Below are 21648 nucleotides of genomic sequence, written 5' to 3'. Positions count from 1 at the left end.
CCTTTGTGGTAAATTTATTGTGCGATCTTTGTGAACTCTGCGCCTTTCTTAGCGTCCTCTGCGGTTAAAAACGCGATAAATTATTCAAATTCTTTCTCTAAACCCTCTCTTAAATCGAAAAGCAACCATTGTTTGTTTTTCACATCAGCTTGTTTCGTTTTTAGCAACTGGATAAAATCTTTCACCCCAATTTCTTCGTTCCCGTTACCATGAATCAGCACAATGCTGCCCGCGTTAGGTTGCTGTCCTTTGGCTAACCAGGCATCGCTTCCAACAGGGATTAATCCGTAAGCTTCAATTTTTTCAACAATCGCCTCATCCGATACCAATCCTGGAAACCGGAAAAATACCGATGGGATTAAACCGTTTTTTAACATCATTTTTTCATTTTCTAATACCTCTACGTCTAAGTTGGTTCCCGGAGCCAGCAGGAAATTTTCAGCCAATGGCAGTTTATTGACTTCATGGTTATAAGTATGGTTTACCCAGGTAATATTCAATTTCTTTTTCTCTACCAAACCTTTCAACCAATTCAGATCATCCTGGTGTTTTAACATCCATTTACCTGAAACGGAAACCGCAAGTGGGGCGGGCTGCTCTGTCTTTTTAAATTCGTCGAAAACTGATTGGAAAATAATCCGGTCTAAAGCCTTGTGCGAAGGACAAAGATCGATCGTTAAAGTAATGCCCTTTTCATTCGGAATGGCGTGATCAATCCCTGCGTTTTGCAGCTGCAGATCTTTAGCAGTTGCGGCTTCTATTGATTTTATATAAGCCGTGTTTTTAAAAATCGCCAATACATTTTGGAACTGTAAGCTGCTTGTGGCATAATTACTGGACAAATCTACCCTGGTATCTAATGTTTCAGGATTTACCAGCAATAAATATTTTTGGTTATTTGCCGAAAAACTTCTGACCGCAATCAACTTCTCATTAGCACCACTTGCGAGGGCAAAACTTACCTTATAGCGTTTAATATCTTCAAAATTTTGTGCAAAAATTTCAGCGCAGAATAAGCAGGTGAAAAACATGCTGAGCAGTATGGATTTAGATAATTTCATATTTCCTTATTTAAAATCTTTCTAATTTAATGCAAATCCGTTACCTTTACAAACATCGCCATGAACAAAGAAAAAGCAAAATTATGGTTTAAGCGGGTGGGGCTGGTTGGGTTTTTATTCTTCCTGATTAAAGGATTAATATGGCTTGTTGTGTTCTATTTTATTGGCAAAAACGTTACTTAAATAGTTCATTCGTTCAGTAGTCATTAGCTCATTAGTCCGCGCGAATTGCATAAAATTTTGAACCGACCGTCATCCTGAACTTGTTTCCGGATCTATTTCGAAAGTATTTTACCTAAAAGTAAACAGCATATTCGCCAGAAAATTCCACACAAAAACAATCACAATCGCGAAGAATTTGGCTACATAAAAATTGGTGCCATTTTTCCGCTGGTGAAAAAGATAAATGATGAAGGTGTTTAAACCTAAGCCGATTAAACTCACTACTAAAAATTTGCTGAATTCAGTTGCCCAATGGGTGTTGGTACTTTCAAATGTCCATATCCGATTAATGAGATAATTATTGGTTACGGCTAAAGTAAAACCAATGGCATTAGCAATGTACTTATTGATTTTGATTTTCTCCTTGCACAGCCATGTTGCGCCGAAATCTATCGCCATCCCGAGAAAACCTGTTAATCCAAATTTTAAGATGCGGAAGAATAAATCCATGTTAATGTATTTTAACCAGATAAAAATGTTCTAAAACCTGGGGGCGTGTTTTCACGTTTAAAAATTTACCCGTCAGTTTCGTGGTATGAAAGTATTCAAACGATTTTAGAATTTCAGCATGGTATTCGCTTTTTAGTTTTGCCAATTCCTGTTCTGGAATGTAAATAACTAAGTCTTTTAGATGCTTTGACTTGTCGAGATCACTATAATTATGCAGATATTTTACTTCTCCCGGAGCATAAAAATCAAAAGAAAATGCATCGATATAATTTAATACCGCAGGTTTAGCGGTAGGATAATTTTGCTTTAACCAATTACCTGCCTGCATACCTGATTGATATTTTAAAATAGCCGGGTAGAAAAAACAAATAGAAATATCATTAATCCAACAGATAAAAATGCACTTCTGGCCATGATGGTTTCCAATAAAATGCCTTTAAATAGTAAGAAAGAGATGGCGAGAACAACAAGCATAATCCCAATAATTAAATATGGGTTTTCAAATCCAAAGAAAAAGGCTAAGACAGAAAGTAAGGCAATAACCAGAATGAAAATGATGTTCTGTATAATAAAGAAGGTTTTTAAACCTTTGCTGCTAAGCTTTCTCAGGTACAAGGCTGTGATGATCGAAAACTGGGGAAAGATGATCAGGATGTAGTGCGGTAACTGAAATTTAGAAAGAGAAAAGATCAGAAAAGTAACCGCTGCACTTGCCCAGATCATAATGCTTTCAGGGGCTAAAGCAATTCTATTTTTCTTTTTAAACAGATTTATAACGGCTGTATAAAATAATACAGACCAGGGAAGGAATGCCCAAAGGGTAGTGTGCAGAAAAAACGAAATATCCCCTTTGCCTTTAATTGGCCCATTGTTAAAAAAACGGCCAAACTGACTGTCCCAAAAGAAAAATTTTAGGCCTGAAACGCCAGTTCTTTCAAAAACAATTTTTTCGGGATGCAGATCGAATTGTGTGTAAAGCGAATACAGCTCAGGGGTAATAAAAACAAAAATCAAAAGGATAGCGATATACCATTTCGGTTTTAAAAGCTGATGGTATTGTTTTGTAAGCAACCAGTAGATAATAAAGCCTGCAAATACAGGAATCAATACAAAAATTCCCTTGATCAATATCGCACAGGCCGCAAAAAATGAACCTGCTACAACGTGCCAGAAGGAATTTTGATGTGCCTTATAGTAATGGTAAATAGATGCTAATGTGAACGTTGTAATGTAAATTTCGGCCCTGACATCAAAAGTAGAGGTGATGATATGTAAGGCACTGAGAAAAATTACCGCACTGATTAATCCGGTTTTTTCATCGTATATATCTTTAGCTAATTTGTATAAATACCCTGCGCCCAGTAAACCAAATAGAAATGAGGGTAACTTATAGGCAAAAGACGACATTCCGAAAATTTTAAAAGATGCTGCAGAAATCCAAAAAGTGAGGTGAGGTTTATCCAGCCAGTCGGCCCCACGGCCGTAAAGATTAAACCAATCTTTAAACAGGATAATGTTTTTAGACATGGAAGCATACAATGCGCCATCTGGCTCCATTACGCCGCCAAAAAGTGCTGGTATACTCGCAATTGCAAGTAAAACGATCAGGAATTTATATAGGGTTGTATCTTTTAAGTTCATTTACAGGAAGCAAATATGAGCAAAAAAAGTCAAATTTTTTTAAGGTTTAAGATTAACAGGGGCAAAGCCTTATCTTTGCTTCATGACAAAGTTATCGGTTAATATCAATAAAATTGCTACACTTCGCAACAGTCGCGGAGGTAATAATCCTGATCTGGTTAAGGTTGCATTAGATTGCGAACGTTTCGGTGCACAGGGAATTACAGTGCACCCACGACCTGATGAACGCCATATCCGCTATCAGGATGTATACGATTTAAAGGCTGTTATTGCGACAGAATTTAATATTGAAGGAAATTGCAAAGAAGATAAATTTGTTGATCTGGTTTTGGCCAACAAGCCTGCCCAGGTTACTTTGGTACCCGATGCGGAGGGTCAGATTACTTCGAACCATGGTTGGGATACCATCAAACATAAAGATTACCTGAAAGAAATGGTAGCTGTTTTTCAAAAGGAAGGCATCCGCGTTTCTATTTTTGTTGATCCGGTTGTAGAAATGGTTGAAGGAGCGGTAGAAACCGGAACAGACCGTATCGAATTATATACCGAAGCCTATGCGCATAATTATTTTGCCGATCGCGAAAAGGCAATTGTAAATTATATCGCGGCTGCCCATCATGCCAATACTTTAGGTTTGGGCATCAATGCCGGTCACGATCTGGATCTGCATAACCTGCATTATTTTGCACAAAGCATTCCAGGTTTGCTGGAAGTTTCTATCGGTCATGCTTTAATTAGCGATGCACTTTATTTAGGTTTAGAAACAACCGTTCATAAATATTTACAACAACTGGTTTAGTTTTTTAACCGCAAAGACTGCAAAGAAAAATGACGCAAAGAAACGCGAAGTAGGCTGTATAGATTTTAGTTAATCTTTGCGATACTTTGCGAAAACTTTGGTGTCCTTTGCGGTTAAATATTGAATTTTATGTTAAAAGGAATTCTCCTTGTTTTTTTGGTGCCTGTAGTTTTGGGATCCTGTCTACTTTTGTAAAACTCGCTTACCACGAAGGTTACACTTTGGGTGATGTTACCGGTGCTCAGGCTTTTTTGGGCGCGGTAATTTTATGGGTATTGTTTTTCTTCCAAAGTAGAACCGGAACTTTTAAGGCTAAAGTAGTTCCTGCTAAAACACCTTGGTGGCAAATGATAATAGCGGGCACATGCACAGGTTTGGTCAGTATTTTTTACTATCAATGTGTGAAGTTGGTGCCCAATTCGGTTGCCATTATTTTATTGATGCAGTTTATCTGGATGAGTATATTAATGGAATACCTCATTTTTAAAAAGAAACCTACCACCTTACAGTTAGTGGCTATTTTATTGGTTTTAGGAGGTACAGTTTTGGCCAGTGGAATGGTAGAAACCAGCATTGGAAGCATGGATTTAAAAGGGATTGGTTTTGGTTTGCTGGCTGCACTTTGTTATGCCGGCTTTTTGTTATTGAGCGGTAGAATCGGAAATGAATATGCACCCTTAAAAAGAGTGCCCTGATGATTACTGGTGCCTGTATATTGATCTTCATCATCTTCCCGCCAGCATTTTTGTTTAATGGTGCTTTGGGTGGAAGTTTATTGAAATGGGGATTGATTATCTCAGTTTTTGGTACGGTTATTCCCCCTTTATTTTACGCAGAAGGCGTGCCGAGAATTGGAACAGCCATAAGTTCGATATTAAGTGCTGCAGAGTTGCCGGTTGCGGTAATGATGGCTGGTTTCGTGCTGCAAGAGCAGGTATCGTTTTTAAGGTGGCTTGGTGTTGTGGTAATTTTATCAGCAATGGTTTTGCCGAATTTAAAATATCTAAAAAAGAAATAATGTGGTTTTTACCACAAAATACACTGAGTGAAGGCACAGAGGGCAGAAAGCAAGGCTTTTGGAATTTATTGTTGGCCTTGATGCAACTTAGCGTTCTTAGCGCCTTTGTAGTTTAAGCCTTAAAGATTAATAAACTTCGCGTTCTTTGCGGTTAAACTAAAATTAAATATCTTTAAAAAGCATAAAGCATATACACATGAAAAAACTTACAATCTATATTTTATCCTTCATCATCGTTGGATTAACCGCATGTAAAACCAAAACCACCATCAATCAGGATGAGGCAGCCAAAGTGATTACCAGTTATTTAAAGGCCAATCCGGAATATAAAACTACCAGATTTAGATTTGGAGAGATGAAATTTAACAGTACAAACGATATGTTCGAACTGGGGAAATATAAATCTTTAGCCAGCAAAGGCCTGGTTACCCTAAGCTTAAAAGAGGCTAATAAGAAATTTCTTTCGAAAGATAGCAGTTTTGTTTACCAGATTACCTTAACCGATAAAGCAAGTCCGTTAGTATTGAAACAGGATGGTGACAGGGCCACGGTAAAAGTGGTAGAATATGTTTTATCAGAAGATAAACCAGTCGATTTTGCTCAGGTCAACTCAAGCACAGCAAAGGTTACCGTATCACTTAAAATGACCACTACTGATTTCGAGCCTTTCGATAAGGACGCAAACAAAAACAGCAACTTCATTACCAAAACTTATAAATTAAAGTTGAGTAAAGATGAGGGCTGGAAAGTACAGAACTAAGCAGATTAGTCTGTATTAAACTAACCTGCTCCCCAATGTGCAATCAATTTATTCTTTTGTAAACTTAAATTCTTTGCCGCCCTGTTTCAGGCTCATTTGATTTTCTGTTGGGTTGAAAGATAGCACTATGCCCGCTTCTTCAAATTTAAATTCGTGATTACCTTTGGATGTTAATCTCGTAGCAGATTGACCTGTAGCCTGTGCTATTAAAGTTGTATTGTCTTTGGTAACCGTGATTTTTATCGGGATAGCTGCTGATACATAAGTGCCTAAGTATTTATTTAATTCTGCAGTACTTTGTTCAACCGTTTTAAAGTCTGGAATTTGATAATCCTTATTAAAAGCAGCGCTTAATACTGCCAATGAAATGGAATTATTGCTGAAATTTGCACCATTTCCAGTTAAAGCATAAGCTATATTTCCATCGCTAAAATTAGAAAATGTAGCACTGAAACCGTCTATACTGCCTGAATGTCCAAAACCCGCCTTGTCGTAAAATGGAATAGCCGAAATGCCCATGCCATATTTGCCATTAATGATTTTCATTTGCGCTAAACTCTTTTGAGAAATCAGTTTTCCTCCGAATAATGCTGTACTGAATTTCACCAGATCGATCGGGGTTGAAACAATTCCGCCAGAACCGAGTGGAATTGAGATGTCAGTTTCATCCTCTAATTTCCAATCCCCTTCAAAACGATAGGAGCTGGCTTCGTTATTTTTTGAATTTATCTTTTTCCCTAAAAAAGTGTTTTTTAAGGCAAGACGTTTAGCAATGTATTTGTCTAATATCTGGGAATAAGGCATTTTAAATATTTTTTCCAGAAGGTATGATAGCAGCAAATAGTTCGAATTGCTGTAATCAGATTCTGTGTCTGGCTCAAAGTCAATCCCGCCCTTACTGATCACAGCAAGCATTTCTTTTTCGGTTTTGGGTTGTGTATGCCATTTCAAGTATTCCTCTTTATCATCTGTAAAATCATGTATTCCGCTTCTGTGGTAAAGCAAATTAGAGATGGTGATCTTACCTGCATTTTTGATTTCCGGGAAAAATTTTTGAATAGTTTGATCGAGGCTAACTTTCTTTTCGTCAATGGCTTTAAAGATTAAAACAGCCGTAAAGGTTTTGGAAATAGATCCGATCCTGTATTTAGTGTTTTCGTTTGCTTTTTGTTTGTGTTCGATGTCGGCGAAGCCTAATGAACGGCTGTAAATCAGATTGCCGTTTTGAGCAATGGCTACACTTCCCATAAACTTATTGTATTTACCAAGGGTATCGAAATAGGCATCCAGCCTGGTTTTATCAAAAGATTGTGAAAAGCTGAAATGAGCCAGGGTTATCAGAAAGGTAAGGAGTGTTAATTTTTTGATCATGATGTTATTTGTTGATTGTTCTTTTTAATTTGAGGAGTAAGGTGATGATAAAGTAGAGTGCGATTGCAGAAACAACCATTGCGGGAATAAACCAGTTACCCAAAAGTTCATCTGATGGATGTACCAATCCTTTTGATAGACCAAGTACAAATACTTCACCTGGTTTATAAAAAAGCCTACCTCCGTTGGGTCCCAGATTTTTGCACCTATCAAAAAAACAAAACCAAACAAAAACAGGTACAGTATAAAAAATATAATGTACGATATGCCATTGGTTAAATTGAGCATTAAAGCCCTGAAAATATGTAATGGATTAAATGATTTAGTCGCTTCTTCTAGTTTTTTATCGGCCACCAATGGTTTGAGTATTTCTTCAGGCCTTCCTAATTTTTCTAGGATATTAAGTAGCTTTTCAACTTCATTTCCAGTTGGATGTTCCTGCAGGTTCTCATAAATGTGGCTATTTAGCTCCATTAATATTTCATCCTGATTTTGCTGATTGAGGCCTTTAACCTCTTTCCTTATTCTGTACAGATAATCTCTGTAAATCCGCTCAGCCGATTGATCGTTAAATTGTATTTCTTTTAATTTCATTTCGTAATTTTTAAAATAGAGTTGTTCAGGTTGTGCCAGTATTCTTCCATTTTGGTTACCGTATTTTTTCCTTCTGGCGTGATGCTGTAATATTTTCTGGGGATGCCCGATTCTTGTTCAACCCATTCTGATATAATCAGTTTTTCATCTTTGAGGCGGTTCATGAGCGGATACAGGGTTCCTTCGGCAATTTCGATTTCGGTAATCTTTTTAATTTCATTGATCAGATCGTAACCGTAATAGGCCTTTCCGCTTTTTAAAACATTGAGCACAATAAAGGATAGGGTTCCCTTTTTAACCTGCGATATCCATTTATTAATAAAATCTTCGTTCATAATGTAAATGTATAACAAAATACATAGTATAACAATGTATTTTTTCATGTGTTTAATTCTTGTTTGTATAAGTGATTGAAAATGAGTTATATGATTTTTATTTCTGAATGGATTTAACTTAAAATTCCAATCCCGCAACCCTTTTTTTATCGTAGTCCCTTCGTTTTTAAACGCGACAGAACTGAGGATCCTTTTGTTTCAGGCAACCTTTATGTGCTGACAAGAGCGTAGCAAAAATTGAAGCGAATGGCGGGAACAAACTTGAATTTCAGCATAGCTATTGCTTTTCAAAACATATGGTATGCGAAAATTAATTATGAATTCTTTTTCCACAGATAGGTTTTAAGCTTTTTAAACAAATCTTCTTTTTTAGGCCTTTCCTTGCCATTATGGGTTAAATCATTGTCATAATGTTTTTGCAGCTCTTCAGCATAGTCTTTTTGAGGTTGACTACCCGATTTTAATAGCTCGATAAACCGAACGGCATTGTGGTTTAGGGTGCTGTTAAATGAAACTGCATAGTACTCGCTTCGTTCGGACGGGTTATTATTTTTATTGTTTTCTTCCGCGCCGTTTTCTGCAAAATAATCAGCATGTAGAATAAGCGGATTTAATCTTTTCAATCTCTTAGTGCCTTTACGCTCATTCCTCCATGGATGTTCCTTTTTATAAAGCTGTGCAAGCAGAAAATCTTTTTCCCAAAGCGTAATCTGGTGCGACATTAAAAAAAGTGACGCCTCATTATCGATTTCCGCAATATTAAATCCTTCAATAAAATTAGTGGTTCCCTTAGTTTTGTAAACACTAGAACTATGAAGTTTAACCTGTTGCCAATCGTTTTCAACTGCCTGTTCGAACAATACTGTGAAGAACTTAGGATTTATGGGTTTGCTTAACCACATATCTTCCTGGAAGTAGAGTATATATTTTTCGTCTATATTACTTAACAGCGTTACCAGGCGATCTGCCCACTCGCCTGCGCCCGATTTGATGTTTATAAAACCGTTCACCTCTACTTCTTTTACTTCTGTAGCGAAATAATAGTTGCATGGTGTTTTAAAATCCCAGTTTTCTGAGAAAGTGTAATCAAAACCTTTATAAAGAAATTCATAACTATCGCAGGCATGAACTAAAAGTGCGACGTTATTTTTATGGGTTGACATAAAACAAGGGGATAAATGCTTTTCAAATTTATACAAATGCTTTTTTTCTTTCCTTAGGTAGCTTCTATTTTACATTGGAGATGTATCGGGCCTCAGTCTAACAGGTTACAAAAGATCGAAACTCGTCAGGCTAAACAGATTTAAATTCAGTATAACCACTGCTTTTCAAATAATCAAAATATCAGCTTAAAATTGAACAAACGTTTGTGCAGGTTTTTGCTTATAAAATCTATCTGTTTTGTAGCTTTTAGCATAAATAAGACGCCTTTTTTACACTGATTGATAGTGAAATACAGCTTCATTTTTGCTACCTTTGCACGCAAATTTATTATTCATACCGCATGAGCTTAAATATCCACTACAAGGAAGATTTTCAAAATCGTCATATTGCACCAAATGAGGCAGATAAAGCCGAAATGTTGCAAACTGTTGGCGTAAATTCTATTGATGAGCTGATAGAACAAACTGTTCCGGCGGCAATTAGGTTAAAACAGCCTTTAAATTTGCCTGCTGCGAAATCAGAAACTGAATATCTTGGTGCTTTAAAACAAACTTCATTATTGAATAAAGTTTTCAAAAGCTTTATCGGTCAGGGTTATTACGATACCATTACACCGGGAGTAATTTTACGTAATGTATTCGAAAATCCAGGATGGTATACACAATATACGCCATACCAGGCAGAAATTGCACAGGGCCGTTTACAGGCTTTATTAAATTTTCAAACCATGGTTATCGATTTAACCGGGATGGAAATTGCCAATGCTTCTTTATTGGATGAAGGTACCGCTGCTGCTGAAGCAATGTTTATGCAATATAGCTTGCGTAAAAACCAGTCAGCTAAAAAATTCTTCGTTTCGGAACTTGTTTTTCCTCAAACGATCGATATTTTAAAAACACGTGCTAACCCTTACGGTATAGAACTGGTTATCGGAAGTCATTCAGATTTCACTGCTACCGAAGAATTTTTCGGAGCAATTGTTCAATATCCGGCAGGAAATGGTGAAGTTTTCGATTATGCAGCTTTTGCATCTGCATTACACAGTCAAAATATTAAATTAACCGTAGTTGCTGATATTTTAAGCTTAACCTTATTAACGCCTCCGGGCGAGTGGGGAGCTGATGTAGTTGTAGGTACTACTCAGCGTTTGGGCATTCCAATGGGCTTCGGCGGACCACACGCTGCATTTTTTGCAACTAAAGAAGAATATAAGCGTAACATCCCTGGCCGTATTATCGGTGTAACCATCGATAGTCATGGCGATTATGCTTTACGCATGGCCTTGCAAACCCGTGAACAGCACATTCGTAGAGATAAAGCCACTTCAAACATTTGTACTGCACAGGCACTGTTAGCTATTATGGCTGGTTTCTACGCTGCTTACCACGGTCCGAAAGGACTAAAAGCCATTGCAGAACGTACACATGGTTTGGCCATCAGTTTAGCCTCTACTTTAAAAGGTTTAGGTTTTGAGCAGTTAAATTCAGCTTATTTCGACACCATCCGTTTCGATTTAGGCGATTTAAAAGGTGGTATCCATTCAGGATGTATTGATAACGAAATTAACTTGAACTATGTTGGTAACGTAGCAACCATTTCGTTCGACGAAACCAGCACTTTCGAAGATGTGGCTTTAATTGCTAAAATCTTTGCAAAAGTTAAAGCTATTGCAGCTGATCAGGTTGAGGTGGTAGAAAATGTAGAAACCGTTATCCCAGTTGCTTTACAACGTACTTCGGATTATTTAACACACCCAATTTTTAACTCGCACCACTCGGAACACGAAATGTTGCGTTATATCAAATCATTAGAAGCAAAAGATTTATCGCTTTGCCACTCGATGATTGCTTTGGGTAGCTGTACCATGAAATTAAACGCTACTGCAGAAATGATCCCGGTTACCTGGTCTCATTTCGGTCGCATCCACCCGTTTGCCCCTGCCGATCAGGTCTTGGGTTATTATTCGGTTTTCAATGAGCTTGATAAATGGTTAAGCGAAATTACCGGTTTTGCGGCTATGAGTTTACAGCCAAATGCTGGTGCTCAGGGTGAATATGCTGGTTTAATGGTTATCCGTGCTTATCACCACGATAGGGGCGATTTCCACCGTAACGTAGCCTTGATTCCTGCTTCGGCGCACGGAACCAACCCTGCTTCTGCGGCAATGGCCGACATGAAAATTGTGGTGGTTAAATCTTTAGAAAACGGTAATATCGATGTTGAAGATTTAAAAGCGAAAGCAGAATTACACAAAGACAACTTATCGTGTTTGATGGTAACTTATCCATCTACTCACGGTGTGTTCGAAGAAAGCATTATCGAAATCTGCGAAACCATCCACGCTAACGGCGGACAGGTTTATATGGATGGTGCAAATATGAATGCACAGGTTGGTTTAACAAGTCCGGCTAATATCGGTGCCGATGTTTGTCACTTAAATTTACACAAAACGTTCTGCATCCCTCACGGTGGTGGCGGTCCAGGTATGGGTCCAATTGGTGTGGCAAAACACCTGGTTCCTTATCTTCCAGGTCATGCTGTGGTTGATATCGACAAAGGAAAATCTATTTCTGCAGTTTCATCTGCACCTTGGGGTTCGGCTTCTATCCTGATCATTTCTCACGCTTATATTGCGATGATGGGTGCTGAAGGGTTAACTAACGCTACCAAATATGCCATTTTAAACGCAAACTACATGAAAGCGCGTTTAGAGCAACACTATCCGGTACTTTATTCAGGTGCTCAGGGACGTTGTGCACACGAGATGATCCTGGATTGCCGTTCTTTCAAAGCTTTCGGAATCGAAGTGACCGATATTGCAAAACGTTTAATGGATTATGGTTTCCATGCACCAACGGTTTCGTTCCCGGTTGCGGGTACTTTGATGGTTGAGCCAACAGAATCCGAGCCTAAACATGAGTTAGACCGTTTCTGTGATGCTTTAATTGCAATTAAAAACGAAATTACCGCTGTAGAAAACGGAACTTTCGATAAAACGGATAATCCTTTAAAAAATGCACCACATACCGTATCGGTAATTACCGCTAACGAATGGGATCATACTTATAGCCGTCAAACAGCTGCTTTCCCACTTCCTTATGTGTTAGAGCGCAAGTTCTGGCCATCGGTTGGTCGTGTTAACGATAGTCATGGCGATAGATCATTAATCTGTGCTTGTCCGCCGGTGGAGAGTTATTTAGAAGAAATAGTTCCTTAGTAAGGTAGAAGGCGGGAAGGTAGAAGGTTTAGGATTTTCTTTTCCATCGCCTTAATTACTACTCCAGATCGTCATTGCGAGGAGGAACGACGTGGCAATCTATTTAGATAAATTATAAATGCCTAGGTTCGTGTCCTCACGAATATATTAATCTGCAAGTTTTATGGATTCATTCATAAAGCTTGTAGATTTTTTTAGAAATGAATGTCACTTTTTCATCGGAAGCTGCAGCCCTGCTATTCCTGCCCGTACTGCAGGCGGGCGCTTCAATCTTTTTGTGGTACTGTCATGCTGAGGCACGAAGCATCTGTTTCATAGGTTGCAGATGCTTCGTGCCTCAGCATGACAGCATATTCGAGGTTGCTGCAAAACAAAAAGGATTCCGCTGCTCTCAGGTTTAGGAATGAAAGGTTGTAAGTAAAACCAATATTGCAATTGTTAACTCTTTTGCACCTGTAGATAACTGGCATAAATATTATATTTGGGTGATCTATCAGTTATGACTAAAATCAACTATAATAGAATAAAGGCCGCTCTGGCTAAAAAGGGATTACCAATAAAGAATTGGCTGATGCATTAAAAATTGCACCGGAGACCGTATCAAGCTGGTGTACCAATACGGCTCAGCCTTCAATTAAAAGACTGTTTGATGTAGCAACATTTTGGATGTTGAAGCAGGCGAGCTATTGGTTAGCTGGAGAAAAAGATAATATTTAGGGTTTGGAACAACTTTCCATCTATGCCTTTTTAGGTTTAGCACAAAACCCCTCTACCTTAAACCTTCCGCCTTCTACCTTTCTATTCACATAAAAAAGTAAACAGATTAAACCTTCACTACAATCCTGCAGTCAATAGAATGATTTTAAGATATCTGATTATTTTTGAAAAAACTTAACATAGGTCAACAACCAGATATTGGTAGTTCATCTATATTTGTATCAAATTTTAAAAACCAGAAAATGAAATTAAAAATTAGCTCAATTTTTTTATTAGTGGCAGTAGTAGCATTGTCGGCCTTTAAAAACCCAACTAAACCAGTAACTTATACTGTAGACGCAGCAAAATCGACCATTACCTGGATTGGTAAAAAAGTAACAGGTTCTCACAACGGAACAGTAGCTTTACAATCAGGTACATTAGCTGTTAATGGTAAAAGCGTAACAGGTGGTACTTTTTGTTATCGATATGACTTCAATTAAAGATGCTGATGGCAGCGCAAAATTAGAAGGACACTTAAAAGCAGACGATTTCTTCGGTACAGCTAAATTCCCAACTTCAACTTTCGTAATTACTAAAGTTGCTGGTTCAGGTGCTAACGTAACGGTATCAGGTAATTTAACCATCAAAGGTATCACTAAACCATTAAGCTTCCCTGCAACTGTAACGGTAAATGCAGATGGAACAGCTTCAGCTTTAGCTGGTAAAATCGTTGTAGACAGAACTAAATATGACATCAAATACGGTTCAAAATCATTCTTCGATAGCATTGGCGACAAAGCAATTGATGATAACTTCGAATTGACTGTTAAATTGGTAGCTAAAAAATAATTATTTCCGTCTCGGAAAAGGAAAGCCTCGACATTTGTCAGGGCTTTTTTTGTTTAACCGCAAAGAGCGCTAAGCTTGACGCGAAGGGGCGCTAAGTTTTTACGCACTGGGTGCATTGAGTTTTTACACAGAGGAACACAGAGAGTCTATAGCCCTGAGCGCCCAGCTCTGTGTACTTTGTGCATTTTCTCTGTGACCTTTGTGGTAAAAAAGGTGCTATTTTTTGTTTAACCGCAAAGAGTGCTAAGTTTTTACCACAGAGTGCATGAGTTTTACACAGAGGAACACAGAGATTCTATAGCTATAAGCACTCAGCTCTGTGTACTTTGTGCATTTTCTTTGTGACCTTTGTGGTAAAAAAGCAACTCTGCGCGCTTTGCGGTAAAAAGAGTGGACTTATCTTATCTTAAATCCGCCTTCGACAGCATCCACAAAGCCAGTTGCAGCGCTTTTGCCATGGTAGAATAAACATTCCCAGTTTTCTTCAGCTGCTCTTTTTCCAAACTCCTTTCTTAATTCCATTGCCTTACGGCCATCGAAATCGTATTTGGCAATAAAATTTTTAACCAGTTCTTCAGGTTCTGGTAAAACATCACCTCCAAAAAATACTTTTTGATTGCCTTCTGTTAAAAGGAAAACCTGGTGGTTTGGGCAGTGGGCACCGGTAAATTCGTAAGCAATGGTTTCATCCAGAGCGCCATCACCCTCTACAAATTTTAATTGCGCGTTACGTTGTACAAAATCGAAAATATCGGTACGGTAAGACGAAGACGTGCTGCTGAAAGCGGTTTCCCATTCTCCCCGGTTAATGACATATTCTGCATCAGGGAAACTTAGGTCTACTTTATCGTTATTCTGTTTGTGAATCATGCCGCCTGAGTGGTCGTAATGTAAGTGCGACATTAAAACTTTGGTAACATCAGTTGGATCGAAACCTGCATTGCGGATATTTTTATGTAAAATCAGTTCGCCATGGTCGTCACTAAAACCTAAACCCGTATCAAAAAGTACGAGGTCGTTTTTCAGCTCCACCAAAAAAGGCTGAACATTGATGAATAATGAAGCAGGTCTGTCTTTATAATTGTGCATAGCGGGGTCGAAAGGTACAAATTTCTTTGACGCATCAACCGAATAGGTTCCTTCGAATAGGGTGTGAACTTGCAAAATGTTATTTTTTAATGTTTATACAAAGGTAACAATCTAAACTCGTGTATTTGTTTTGGTAAAAGCTTGTATACTTCCTTTTTTTGTAAAATAGCATACTTAAATTTCTGCCATGAACCTCCGAATAAAAATTTTTAATTCTCTTTTGCAGAAAGGTATTGCAGCAGGATGGATTTGCTTTTATTGATTGGTCTCAAGCATAAATGCGAAATAAACGATTTAGGAATTTCGAAGTAAAACCTAACTTTTTGTATTTAAATGTTTTGTAAGGTAGTGCATCAAAGTTTACCACCAGCATATCCAATTAAAATGTATATTTACTGTTCGGAGACAGTATAAAATGGAAAAAAGATGGGTGCTTACATCAGATTGTAATGATGATACAGTAGCAAAAGTAGCAGAACAACTAAACATAGACCGCTCATTGGCACAGATTCTAGTGCAGCGGAATATCTGTGATTTTGATCAGGCGAAAGATTTCTTCAGACCAGACCTTGATCATCTTCACGATCCTTTTTTAATGAAGGATATGGATGTTGCTATTGCCCGTATTGAAACAGCATTAACCAATCATGAAAAAATATTGATCTATGGCGATTATGATGTTGATGGGACCACTTCAGTTGCACTGGCTTTCAGTTTCTTTTCACAGCTCACTAAAAATATAGAATATTATATTCCAGACCGCTATCTGGAAGGTTATGGCATTTCTACAGCTGGAATTGACTATGCTAGCGAAAATGGATTCTCGTTAATTATAGCGTTAGATTGTGGTATAAAATCGACCGATAAAATTGATTATGCAAATAATCTAGGCGTTGATTTCATTATCTGCGATCACCATTTACCTGGAGATGAACTGCCTCAGGCCATTGCCGTTTTAGATCCTAAACGTTCAGATTGTGTATATCCTTTTAAAGAACTGGCCGGCTGCGGAATCGGTTTTAAACTGGCGCAGGCCTATGCACAAAAACACCAGCTTCCGAAAGAAAGCTATCTGCAATATTTAGATCTGGTGATGGTGAGCATCGCGGCCGATATTGTTCCTGTAGTAGGGGAGAACAGAATTTTAGCTTATTACGGGCTGAAAAAATTAAATAGTAATCCCTGCGAAGGCTTAAGGGCTTTGATGGAAGTTTCGGGCAAAACCGAAAATTATAGCATTACGGATGTGGTTTTCACATTAGGTCCACGGATTAATGCCGCTGGCAGGATAGACCACGCCAAACATGCTGTTGCCATGTTGCTCTGCCAGGTGGATAGTAACTCATTGGAGCAAAGCGAAATCATTAACCTTAAAAATACCGAACGTAAAACTTACGATCAGGACATTACCCGCGAAGCTTTGGCATTAATCGGCGAAAGTGAGATCCTCATCAACAGAAAAACGACCGTAGTATTTAACGAAAGTTGGCACAAAGGGGTAATCGGGATAGTGGCTTCGCGTTTAACGGAAAAATATTACCGTCCGACTATTGTACTTACAAAATCTAACGGTCAAGTGGCCGGTTCCTGCCGATCGGTGGTGGGCTTCGATTTATATGAGGCTTTAAGTGGATGTGCTCACTTACTGGATCAGTACGGTGGACATAAATTTGCTGCTGGTTTAACCATGCAGGAACATAATATTGATGCCTTTGCCGATAAATTTGAAGAAATTGTTTCTGCGAGCATTACAGAAGAACTGCTGACCCCAATGATCAGGATTGATGCCGAAATTGAACTGGCACAGATAGATGGCAAGTTTTACAGGGTTTTATCGCAGATGGGACCATTCGGGCCAGAAAATATGGCACCTATTTTTGTTACACATAACGTATACCTGGCACAACAGGCCATGGCAGTTGGCCAAAATCATTTAAAAATTAATATAAAACAACAAAATTCGCCTATTTTTGAGGGCATTGCATTCGGGTTGGCGGAATTTCAAAATCTTTTGCAACCAAAGGTGCCGTTTTCCGTTTGTTATACGTTAGAAGAAAACGTGTGGCGGGATAAGAAACGTTTGCAGTTAAATATTAAAGGAATAAAAGTTAATTAAATATTTCTAAGGTGTCATCCTGAGCCTGTCGAAGGACATTTAGACAAGGTCAACGTGACAGCCGAAGAATATCAATAGATATATGATCTTAAAAGCCGAAAATCTGGTTAAAAAATATAAGCAACGTACCGTTGTAAACAACGTTTCCTTTAACGTAAGTCAAGGGGAAATTGTTGGGCTTTTAGGCCCGAACGGTGCGGGAAAAACAACTTCCTTTTACATGATCGTAGGTTTGATCAAACCAAATGAAGGCCGCATTTTCCTGGAAGAGGAAGATATTACCGAAGATCCGATGTACCGCAGGGCACAAAAAGGAATCGGTTATTTAGCCCAGGAGGCATCTGTTTTTAGAAAACTTACCGTAGAAGATAATATCCTGGCCATTTTGGAAATGAGCAAATTGACTAAGGAAGAACAGCGCGATAAACTTGAAGAACTGATCAACGAGTTTAGTTTACATAAAGTGCGTAAAAACCGTGGCGATCTATTGTCAGGAGGTGAGCGCCGCCGTACCGAAATTGCCCGTGCTTTAGCCGCTAACCCTAATTTTATTTTACTAGATGAGCCTTTTGCAGGGGTAGATCCCATTGCGGTAGAGGAAATCCAAAGTATTGTGGCTAAACTGAAACATAAAAACATAGGCATCTTAATTACCGACCACAATGTACAGGAAACGCTGTCGATTACCGATAGGGCTTACCTGCTTTTTGAAGGTAAAATTTTAGAGCAGGGTGTCCCTGAAGTTTTGGCTGAAAACGAAATGGTGAGAAAGGTATATTTAGGCTCGAACTTCGTATTAAAACGGAAAAAATTTGATGTTTAAGCGTTCTATCGCCGATAAAAGTATTTGATTAACAAACAAATTTTCATTTTGGGTGTTGCCTAATCGCAATGTTAGAACTAAAGTTATAAAATTATTTACTGTGTATATAAATCTGTGCGTATCCCTGCGTGATCAATGGGCAAGTATGAAAATCTTTGGCAAAATGAGGCTCATTCACTTTAACATTTAAAGATGGCATTTGTAAATTCAATTTTTACCTGGTTAATGAAAAAGCGGATCCATCAGATCGAGCTTTTTATGAAATATCCCTATGACGTTCAGGAAGAATGGTTTCACACCTTGATCGATAGTGCCGAAAATACTGAATGGGGCAAGCAATACGATTACAAATCAATTTTAACCCCACAACAATATCAGGAACGCGTTCCCATTCAAAATTACGATACCTTAAAGCCTTATATCGAGCGCATGCTCAATGGCGAACAGAATATTCTTTGGCCATCTGATATCAAATGGTTTGCAAAATCATCGGGTACCACCAGCGACAGAAGCAAATTTATCCCGGTTTCTCAGGAATCTTTGGAAGAATGCCATTTTAAAGGTGGAAAAGATATGCTTTCCATCTATTGCAATAACCGTCCCGACAACCAGATGTTTACCGGAAAAGGTTTGGTTTTAGGTGGCAGCCATCAGGTTAACCAGTTAAACGAAGATTGTTTTTATGGTGATTTATCGGCTGTGCTGATTAAAAATCTTCCTATATGGGCAGAATATTACCGCACGCCCGATATGTCTATCGCTTTGATGGACAATTATGAAATCAAGATGGATAGAATGGCCGAAGCCACCATCAATGAAAACGTAACCAGCATTTCTGGCGTTCCAACCTGGACCATCGTACTGGCTAAAAAAGTGCTCGAACTTACCGGAAAGCAGAATTTACTGGAGGTTTGGCCGAATTTAGAATTATATATCCACGGTGCGGTAAACTTTGCACCCTACCGCGAACAGTTTAAACAGCTGATTCCTTCGGCCGACATGTATTATCTCGAAACCTATAATGCATCAGAAGGATTTTTCGGTATTCAGGATCAGGATAATTCGGAAGAAATGTTGCTGATGCTCGATTATGGTATTTTCTACGAATTTGTTCCAATGGAAAATATAGGAGATGAAAATCCTAAAGCATTAATGCTTGGCGAAGTAGAACTGCATAAAAACTACGCCATTGTGATTTCAACTAACGGTGGTTTATGGCGCTATATGATTGGAGATACCATTCAGTTTACTTCACTTTCTCCTTACCGCATTAAAATTACCGGACGGACCAAACATTTCATCAATGCTTTTGGTGAAGAGGTAATTATCGACAATGCAGAACAGGCCTTAACCAAAGCTTGCCAGGAAACCGGTGCCGAAATAAAAGATTATACCGCCGGACCTATCTATTTTAAAGGAGAAAAAGCAGGGGGGCACGAGTGGATCATCGAATTTGATAAACAGCCAAATGATTTTGAAAAGTTCATTGATATTATGGACAATACACTGCGTGAAGTGAACTCTGATTACGATGCCAAGCGCTTTAAGGATATGGCACTAGCCCGGCCTAAAGTACACAACGCTCCTGCAAATACTTTCTATAACTGGCTAAAAGCGAAGGATAAATTGGGTGGGCAACATAAGGTACCCCGTTTAGCCAATGAGCGAAAATATGTAGATGATATTTTGGAAATGATGAAATCATCTTAAATTAATATTGATTATATTTGTTTAGTTCACAACGAAAAGTATGGAAGCTACAGGTAAATTAACCAATGTTCAGCTAGAGCTATTAAAATTATTTCAATATAATTTATCCGATAATCAATTGAATGATATTAAAGAAATGTTGACCAAATATTTCGCAAAATCGGCATCGGATGAAATGGATAAACTCTGGGATGAGAAAAATTGGGACGAAAATACAATTGAATCTTGGAAGAATGAACATCTAAGAAAAAAATAACATTAATGAAAGTTGTACTAGATATTAATGTACTTCTTATCTCAATTCCTAAAAAATCAAAATATAGGCCGATTTTTGATGCTTTAATTAGTGGATATTTTCACTCCGTAATTAGTAACGACATTCTTTCAGAATACGTCGAAATTTTAGAACAAAAAACAAATTTTCTCGTAGCAAGTAACGCTGCAGAATTGTTGCTAAATCTTAAGAATGTAGAAAAAGTTGACATATATTTTGAATGGAAACTAATTTTATCCGATTTAGATGATAATAAGTATGTTGATGCTTATGTGTGTAGCAATGCTGATTATATTATAACAAATGACCATCACTTTAAAATCTTGAAGCAAATAGAATTTCCTAAAGTTAATGTGCTAACAATTGATGAATTTTTATCAGTAATTGAAGAATAACGCTACTCAATCATGAAAAACAATCTATTTCTTTTTTTATTTTAGGATCATCAATATACCAATCGAAAGCACAGGTAAAGGAAAGCTACAAAGCACAGGTTGCGTATAAAATCGTAGAAACTTCTCCACGTTGCAAACAGCTTACCAAAGGCCTATATGAAAGGATTGTAAAAAACGGAGGCACATCTTATGGTATTATGCTCGAGAGTAGCCCTAACCCTAGAACCGATCCATCACAGGAATATTCAAAAAACTATAATTTTAACCTTCACGAAAGTTACTCGGATAGGATGCCTGTTATCGCCAGGTTTGTATTCGATCCCCAAAAACAGCAGCTTTACGAAGATGACGTGGTGAACGCACAATTGGTTGCCATTCCATTCAATAAAAAATTACTTCTGCTTTTTAATAAAAACAGATGAAAAGCATCAGCTATAAACAGATGGCTTGGCTATTGTTTTTTGCCTACTTTTTTATGCTCATGGTGCAGATTACTTTGCGTTACATTCCGCTGAGAAGTGAAGTATCCTTTTTGCAGATCAAGCAGACCGAAGTATCCGGAATAAAAGCCTACCTGCCCATATTTTATGTGCACGTGTACAGTGCCATTTTTGCATTACTGGCTGGTTTTACACAATTTAATGCCAGAATTTTAGCTAAATATACTAAAATACACAAATGGTTGGGCTATTTGTATGTTAGCTTTGTGTTATTGTTAGCCTCGTCATCTGGTATTTTTATCGGTTGGTTTGCAAACGGTGGCTTAGTAGCAAAAACCTCATTTATAATTTTGGGTATTTTATGGTTCTGGTTTACCCTAAAAGCAACCTTATTGATCCTGAAAAGAAAAATAACTGCCCATAAAAAGTTCATGTACCGCAGTTTTGCTTTGGCAGCTTCGGCCATTACGTTAAGGCTGTGGAAAGTTATTTTAGTATATTTATTCCAACCGGCGCCGATGGATGTGTACCAGATTATTGCCTGGCTGGGCTGGATACCCAATTTGTTGCTTGCCGAATGGCTGATTAAAGAGAAAATCGTTTGACCTATAAAACAGAGAT

24 protein-coding genes are annotated in these 21648 nt (G+C 38.0%); 15 read left to right on the top strand and 9 right to left on the bottom strand.

Annotated features, from left to right (window positions below; translation table 11 throughout):
- Positions 1–80 precede the first annotated feature (80 nt).
- The 4 genes from ACQ86H_RS24885 to ACQ86H_RS24870 form a co-directional block, all read right to left on the bottom strand.
- Positions 81–1061: a polysaccharide deacetylase family protein gene (locus tag ACQ86H_RS24885; RefSeq protein WP_431292838.1), complete on the bottom strand. Its 981-nt coding sequence runs from the start codon at positions 1059–1061 to the stop codon at positions 81–83.
- A 291-nt stretch (positions 1062–1352) separates the two neighbouring features.
- A complete protein-coding gene (locus ACQ86H_RS24880) occupies positions 1353–1733 on the bottom strand; it encodes a GtrA family protein (protein WP_132404032.1) in 381 nt (126 codons plus the stop codon).
- 1 nt (position 1734) lies between these two features.
- Positions 1735–2061, bottom strand: a complete 327-nt coding sequence (locus tag ACQ86H_RS24875; RefSeq protein WP_431292837.1) for a hypothetical protein — start codon at positions 2059–2061, stop codon at positions 1735–1737.
- A gap of 14 nt (positions 2062–2075) precedes the next feature.
- Complete coding sequence (locus ACQ86H_RS24870; protein ID WP_431292836.1) at positions 2076–3374, bottom strand: ArnT family glycosyltransferase; 1299 nt, start codon at positions 3372–3374, stop codon at positions 2076–2078.
- Positions 3375–3456: 82 nt separating this feature from the next.
- Between ACQ86H_RS24870 and ACQ86H_RS24865 the strand changes: the two genes are divergently transcribed.
- From ACQ86H_RS24865 to ACQ86H_RS24850, 4 genes are all read left to right on the top strand, one after another.
- Positions 3457–4173 (top strand): pyridoxine 5'-phosphate synthase, encoded by a 717-nt coding sequence (locus tag ACQ86H_RS24865; protein WP_431292835.1) that lies wholly within the window; start codon positions 3457–3459, stop codon positions 4171–4173.
- 107 nt (positions 4174–4280) lie between these two features.
- The gene (locus ACQ86H_RS24860; RefSeq protein ID WP_431292834.1) at positions 4281–4868 is read left to right on the top strand and encodes an EamA family transporter; all 588 of its coding nucleotides are present in this window, start codon (positions 4281–4283) and stop codon (positions 4866–4868) included.
- Positions 4868–5191 (top strand): EamA family transporter, encoded by a 324-nt coding sequence (locus ACQ86H_RS24855; protein WP_431292833.1) that lies wholly within the window; start codon positions 4868–4870, stop codon positions 5189–5191. Before ACQ86H_RS24860 ends, ACQ86H_RS24855 begins: the two co-directional genes overlap by 1 nt.
- A gap of 196 nt (positions 5192–5387) precedes the next feature.
- Positions 5388–5951 (top strand): hypothetical protein, encoded by a 564-nt coding sequence (locus ACQ86H_RS24850; RefSeq protein WP_431292832.1) that lies wholly within the window; start codon positions 5388–5390, stop codon positions 5949–5951.
- Positions 5952–5999: 48 nt separating this feature from the next.
- Here ACQ86H_RS24850 and ACQ86H_RS24845 read toward each other — a convergent pair whose 3' ends face one another.
- From ACQ86H_RS24845 to ACQ86H_RS24830, 4 genes are all read right to left on the bottom strand, one after another.
- Entirely contained in the window at positions 6000–7322 is a 1323-nt protein-coding gene (locus ACQ86H_RS24845) for a serine hydrolase domain-containing protein (protein WP_431292831.1), read from the bottom strand.
- 24 nt (positions 7323–7346) lie between these two features.
- Complete coding sequence (locus ACQ86H_RS24840) at positions 7347–7916, bottom strand: HAAS signaling domain-containing protein (RefSeq protein WP_431292830.1); 570 nt, start codon at positions 7914–7916, stop codon at positions 7347–7349.
- A complete protein-coding gene (locus tag ACQ86H_RS24835) occupies positions 7913–8299 on the bottom strand; it encodes a PadR family transcriptional regulator (RefSeq protein WP_431292829.1) in 387 nt (128 codons plus the stop codon). Before ACQ86H_RS24835 ends, ACQ86H_RS24840 begins: the two co-directional genes overlap by 4 nt.
- A gap of 266 nt (positions 8300–8565) precedes the next feature.
- Positions 8566–9414 (bottom strand): hypothetical protein, encoded by an 849-nt coding sequence (locus ACQ86H_RS24830; RefSeq protein ID WP_431292828.1) that lies wholly within the window; start codon positions 9412–9414, stop codon positions 8566–8568.
- A gap of 341 nt (positions 9415–9755) precedes the next feature.
- Here ACQ86H_RS24830 and gcvP point away from each other — a divergent pair, with 341 nt between their 5' ends.
- The 4 genes from gcvP (at position 9756) to ACQ86H_RS24810 (ending at position 14180) form a co-directional block, all read left to right on the top strand.
- The gene (gene gcvP, locus ACQ86H_RS24825; protein ID WP_431292827.1) at positions 9756–12632 is read left to right on the top strand and encodes an aminomethyl-transferring glycine dehydrogenase; all 2877 of its coding nucleotides are present in this window, start codon (positions 9756–9758) and stop codon (positions 12630–12632) included.
- A 564-nt stretch (positions 12633–13196) separates the two neighbouring features.
- Positions 13197–13349: a hypothetical protein gene (locus tag ACQ86H_RS24820; RefSeq protein ID WP_431292826.1), complete on the top strand. Its 153-nt coding sequence runs from the start codon at positions 13197–13199 to the stop codon at positions 13347–13349.
- Positions 13350–13591: 242 nt separating this feature from the next.
- The gene (locus ACQ86H_RS24815) at positions 13592–13831 is read left to right on the top strand and encodes a hypothetical protein (RefSeq protein ID WP_431292825.1); all 240 of its coding nucleotides are present in this window, start codon (positions 13592–13594) and stop codon (positions 13829–13831) included.
- The gene (locus tag ACQ86H_RS24810; RefSeq protein ID WP_431292824.1) at positions 13797–14180 is read left to right on the top strand and encodes a YceI family protein; all 384 of its coding nucleotides are present in this window, start codon (positions 13797–13799) and stop codon (positions 14178–14180) included. Before ACQ86H_RS24815 ends, ACQ86H_RS24810 begins: the two co-directional genes overlap by 35 nt.
- A gap of 396 nt (positions 14181–14576) precedes the next feature.
- Here the strand turns inward: ACQ86H_RS24810 and ACQ86H_RS24805 are convergent, their stop codons facing one another.
- On the bottom strand, positions 14577–15344 hold the full coding sequence (locus ACQ86H_RS24805) for an MBL fold metallo-hydrolase (RefSeq protein ID WP_431292823.1): 768 nt from the start codon (positions 15342–15344) through the stop codon (positions 14577–14579).
- Between the two features lie 340 nt (positions 15345–15684).
- Here ACQ86H_RS24805 and recJ point away from each other — a divergent pair, with 340 nt between their 5' ends.
- From recJ to ACQ86H_RS24770, 7 genes are all read left to right on the top strand, one after another.
- Positions 15685–17385 (top strand): single-stranded-DNA-specific exonuclease RecJ, encoded by a 1701-nt coding sequence (gene recJ, locus ACQ86H_RS24800; protein WP_431292822.1) that lies wholly within the window; start codon positions 15685–15687, stop codon positions 17383–17385.
- An 82-nt stretch (positions 17386–17467) separates the two neighbouring features.
- Entirely contained in the window at positions 17468–18208 is a 741-nt protein-coding gene (lptB, locus tag ACQ86H_RS24795; protein ID WP_090502159.1) for an LPS export ABC transporter ATP-binding protein, read from the top strand.
- A gap of 192 nt (positions 18209–18400) precedes the next feature.
- Complete coding sequence (locus ACQ86H_RS24790; RefSeq protein WP_431292821.1) at positions 18401–19918, top strand: GH3 auxin-responsive promoter family protein; 1518 nt, start codon at positions 18401–18403, stop codon at positions 19916–19918.
- Positions 19919–19958: 40 nt separating this feature from the next.
- Entirely contained in the window at positions 19959–20174 is a 216-nt protein-coding gene (locus ACQ86H_RS24785) for a hypothetical protein (protein ID WP_138820022.1), read from the top strand.
- Positions 20175–20179: 5 nt separating this feature from the next.
- Complete coding sequence (locus ACQ86H_RS24780) at positions 20180–20587, top strand: putative toxin-antitoxin system toxin component, PIN family (protein ID WP_431292820.1); 408 nt, start codon at positions 20180–20182, stop codon at positions 20585–20587.
- Between the two features lie 197 nt (positions 20588–20784).
- Positions 20785–21009, top strand: a complete 225-nt coding sequence (locus ACQ86H_RS24775) for a hypothetical protein (RefSeq protein WP_431292819.1) — start codon at positions 20785–20787, stop codon at positions 21007–21009.
- Positions 21006–21632: a DUF2306 domain-containing protein gene (locus tag ACQ86H_RS24770; RefSeq protein ID WP_431292818.1), complete on the top strand. Its 627-nt coding sequence runs from the start codon at positions 21006–21008 to the stop codon at positions 21630–21632. Before ACQ86H_RS24775 ends, ACQ86H_RS24770 begins: the two co-directional genes overlap by 4 nt.
- Positions 21633–21648 lie beyond the last annotated feature (16 nt).

Origin of the sequence: Pedobacter sp. P26, assembly GCF_050632135.1 — a bacterium.
Lineage (GTDB): Bacteria > Bacteroidota > Bacteroidia > Sphingobacteriales > Sphingobacteriaceae > Pedobacter.
The sequence above is the reverse complement of the archived record's forward strand: the minus strand, read 5'-3'. Positions and strand labels throughout refer to the sequence as shown.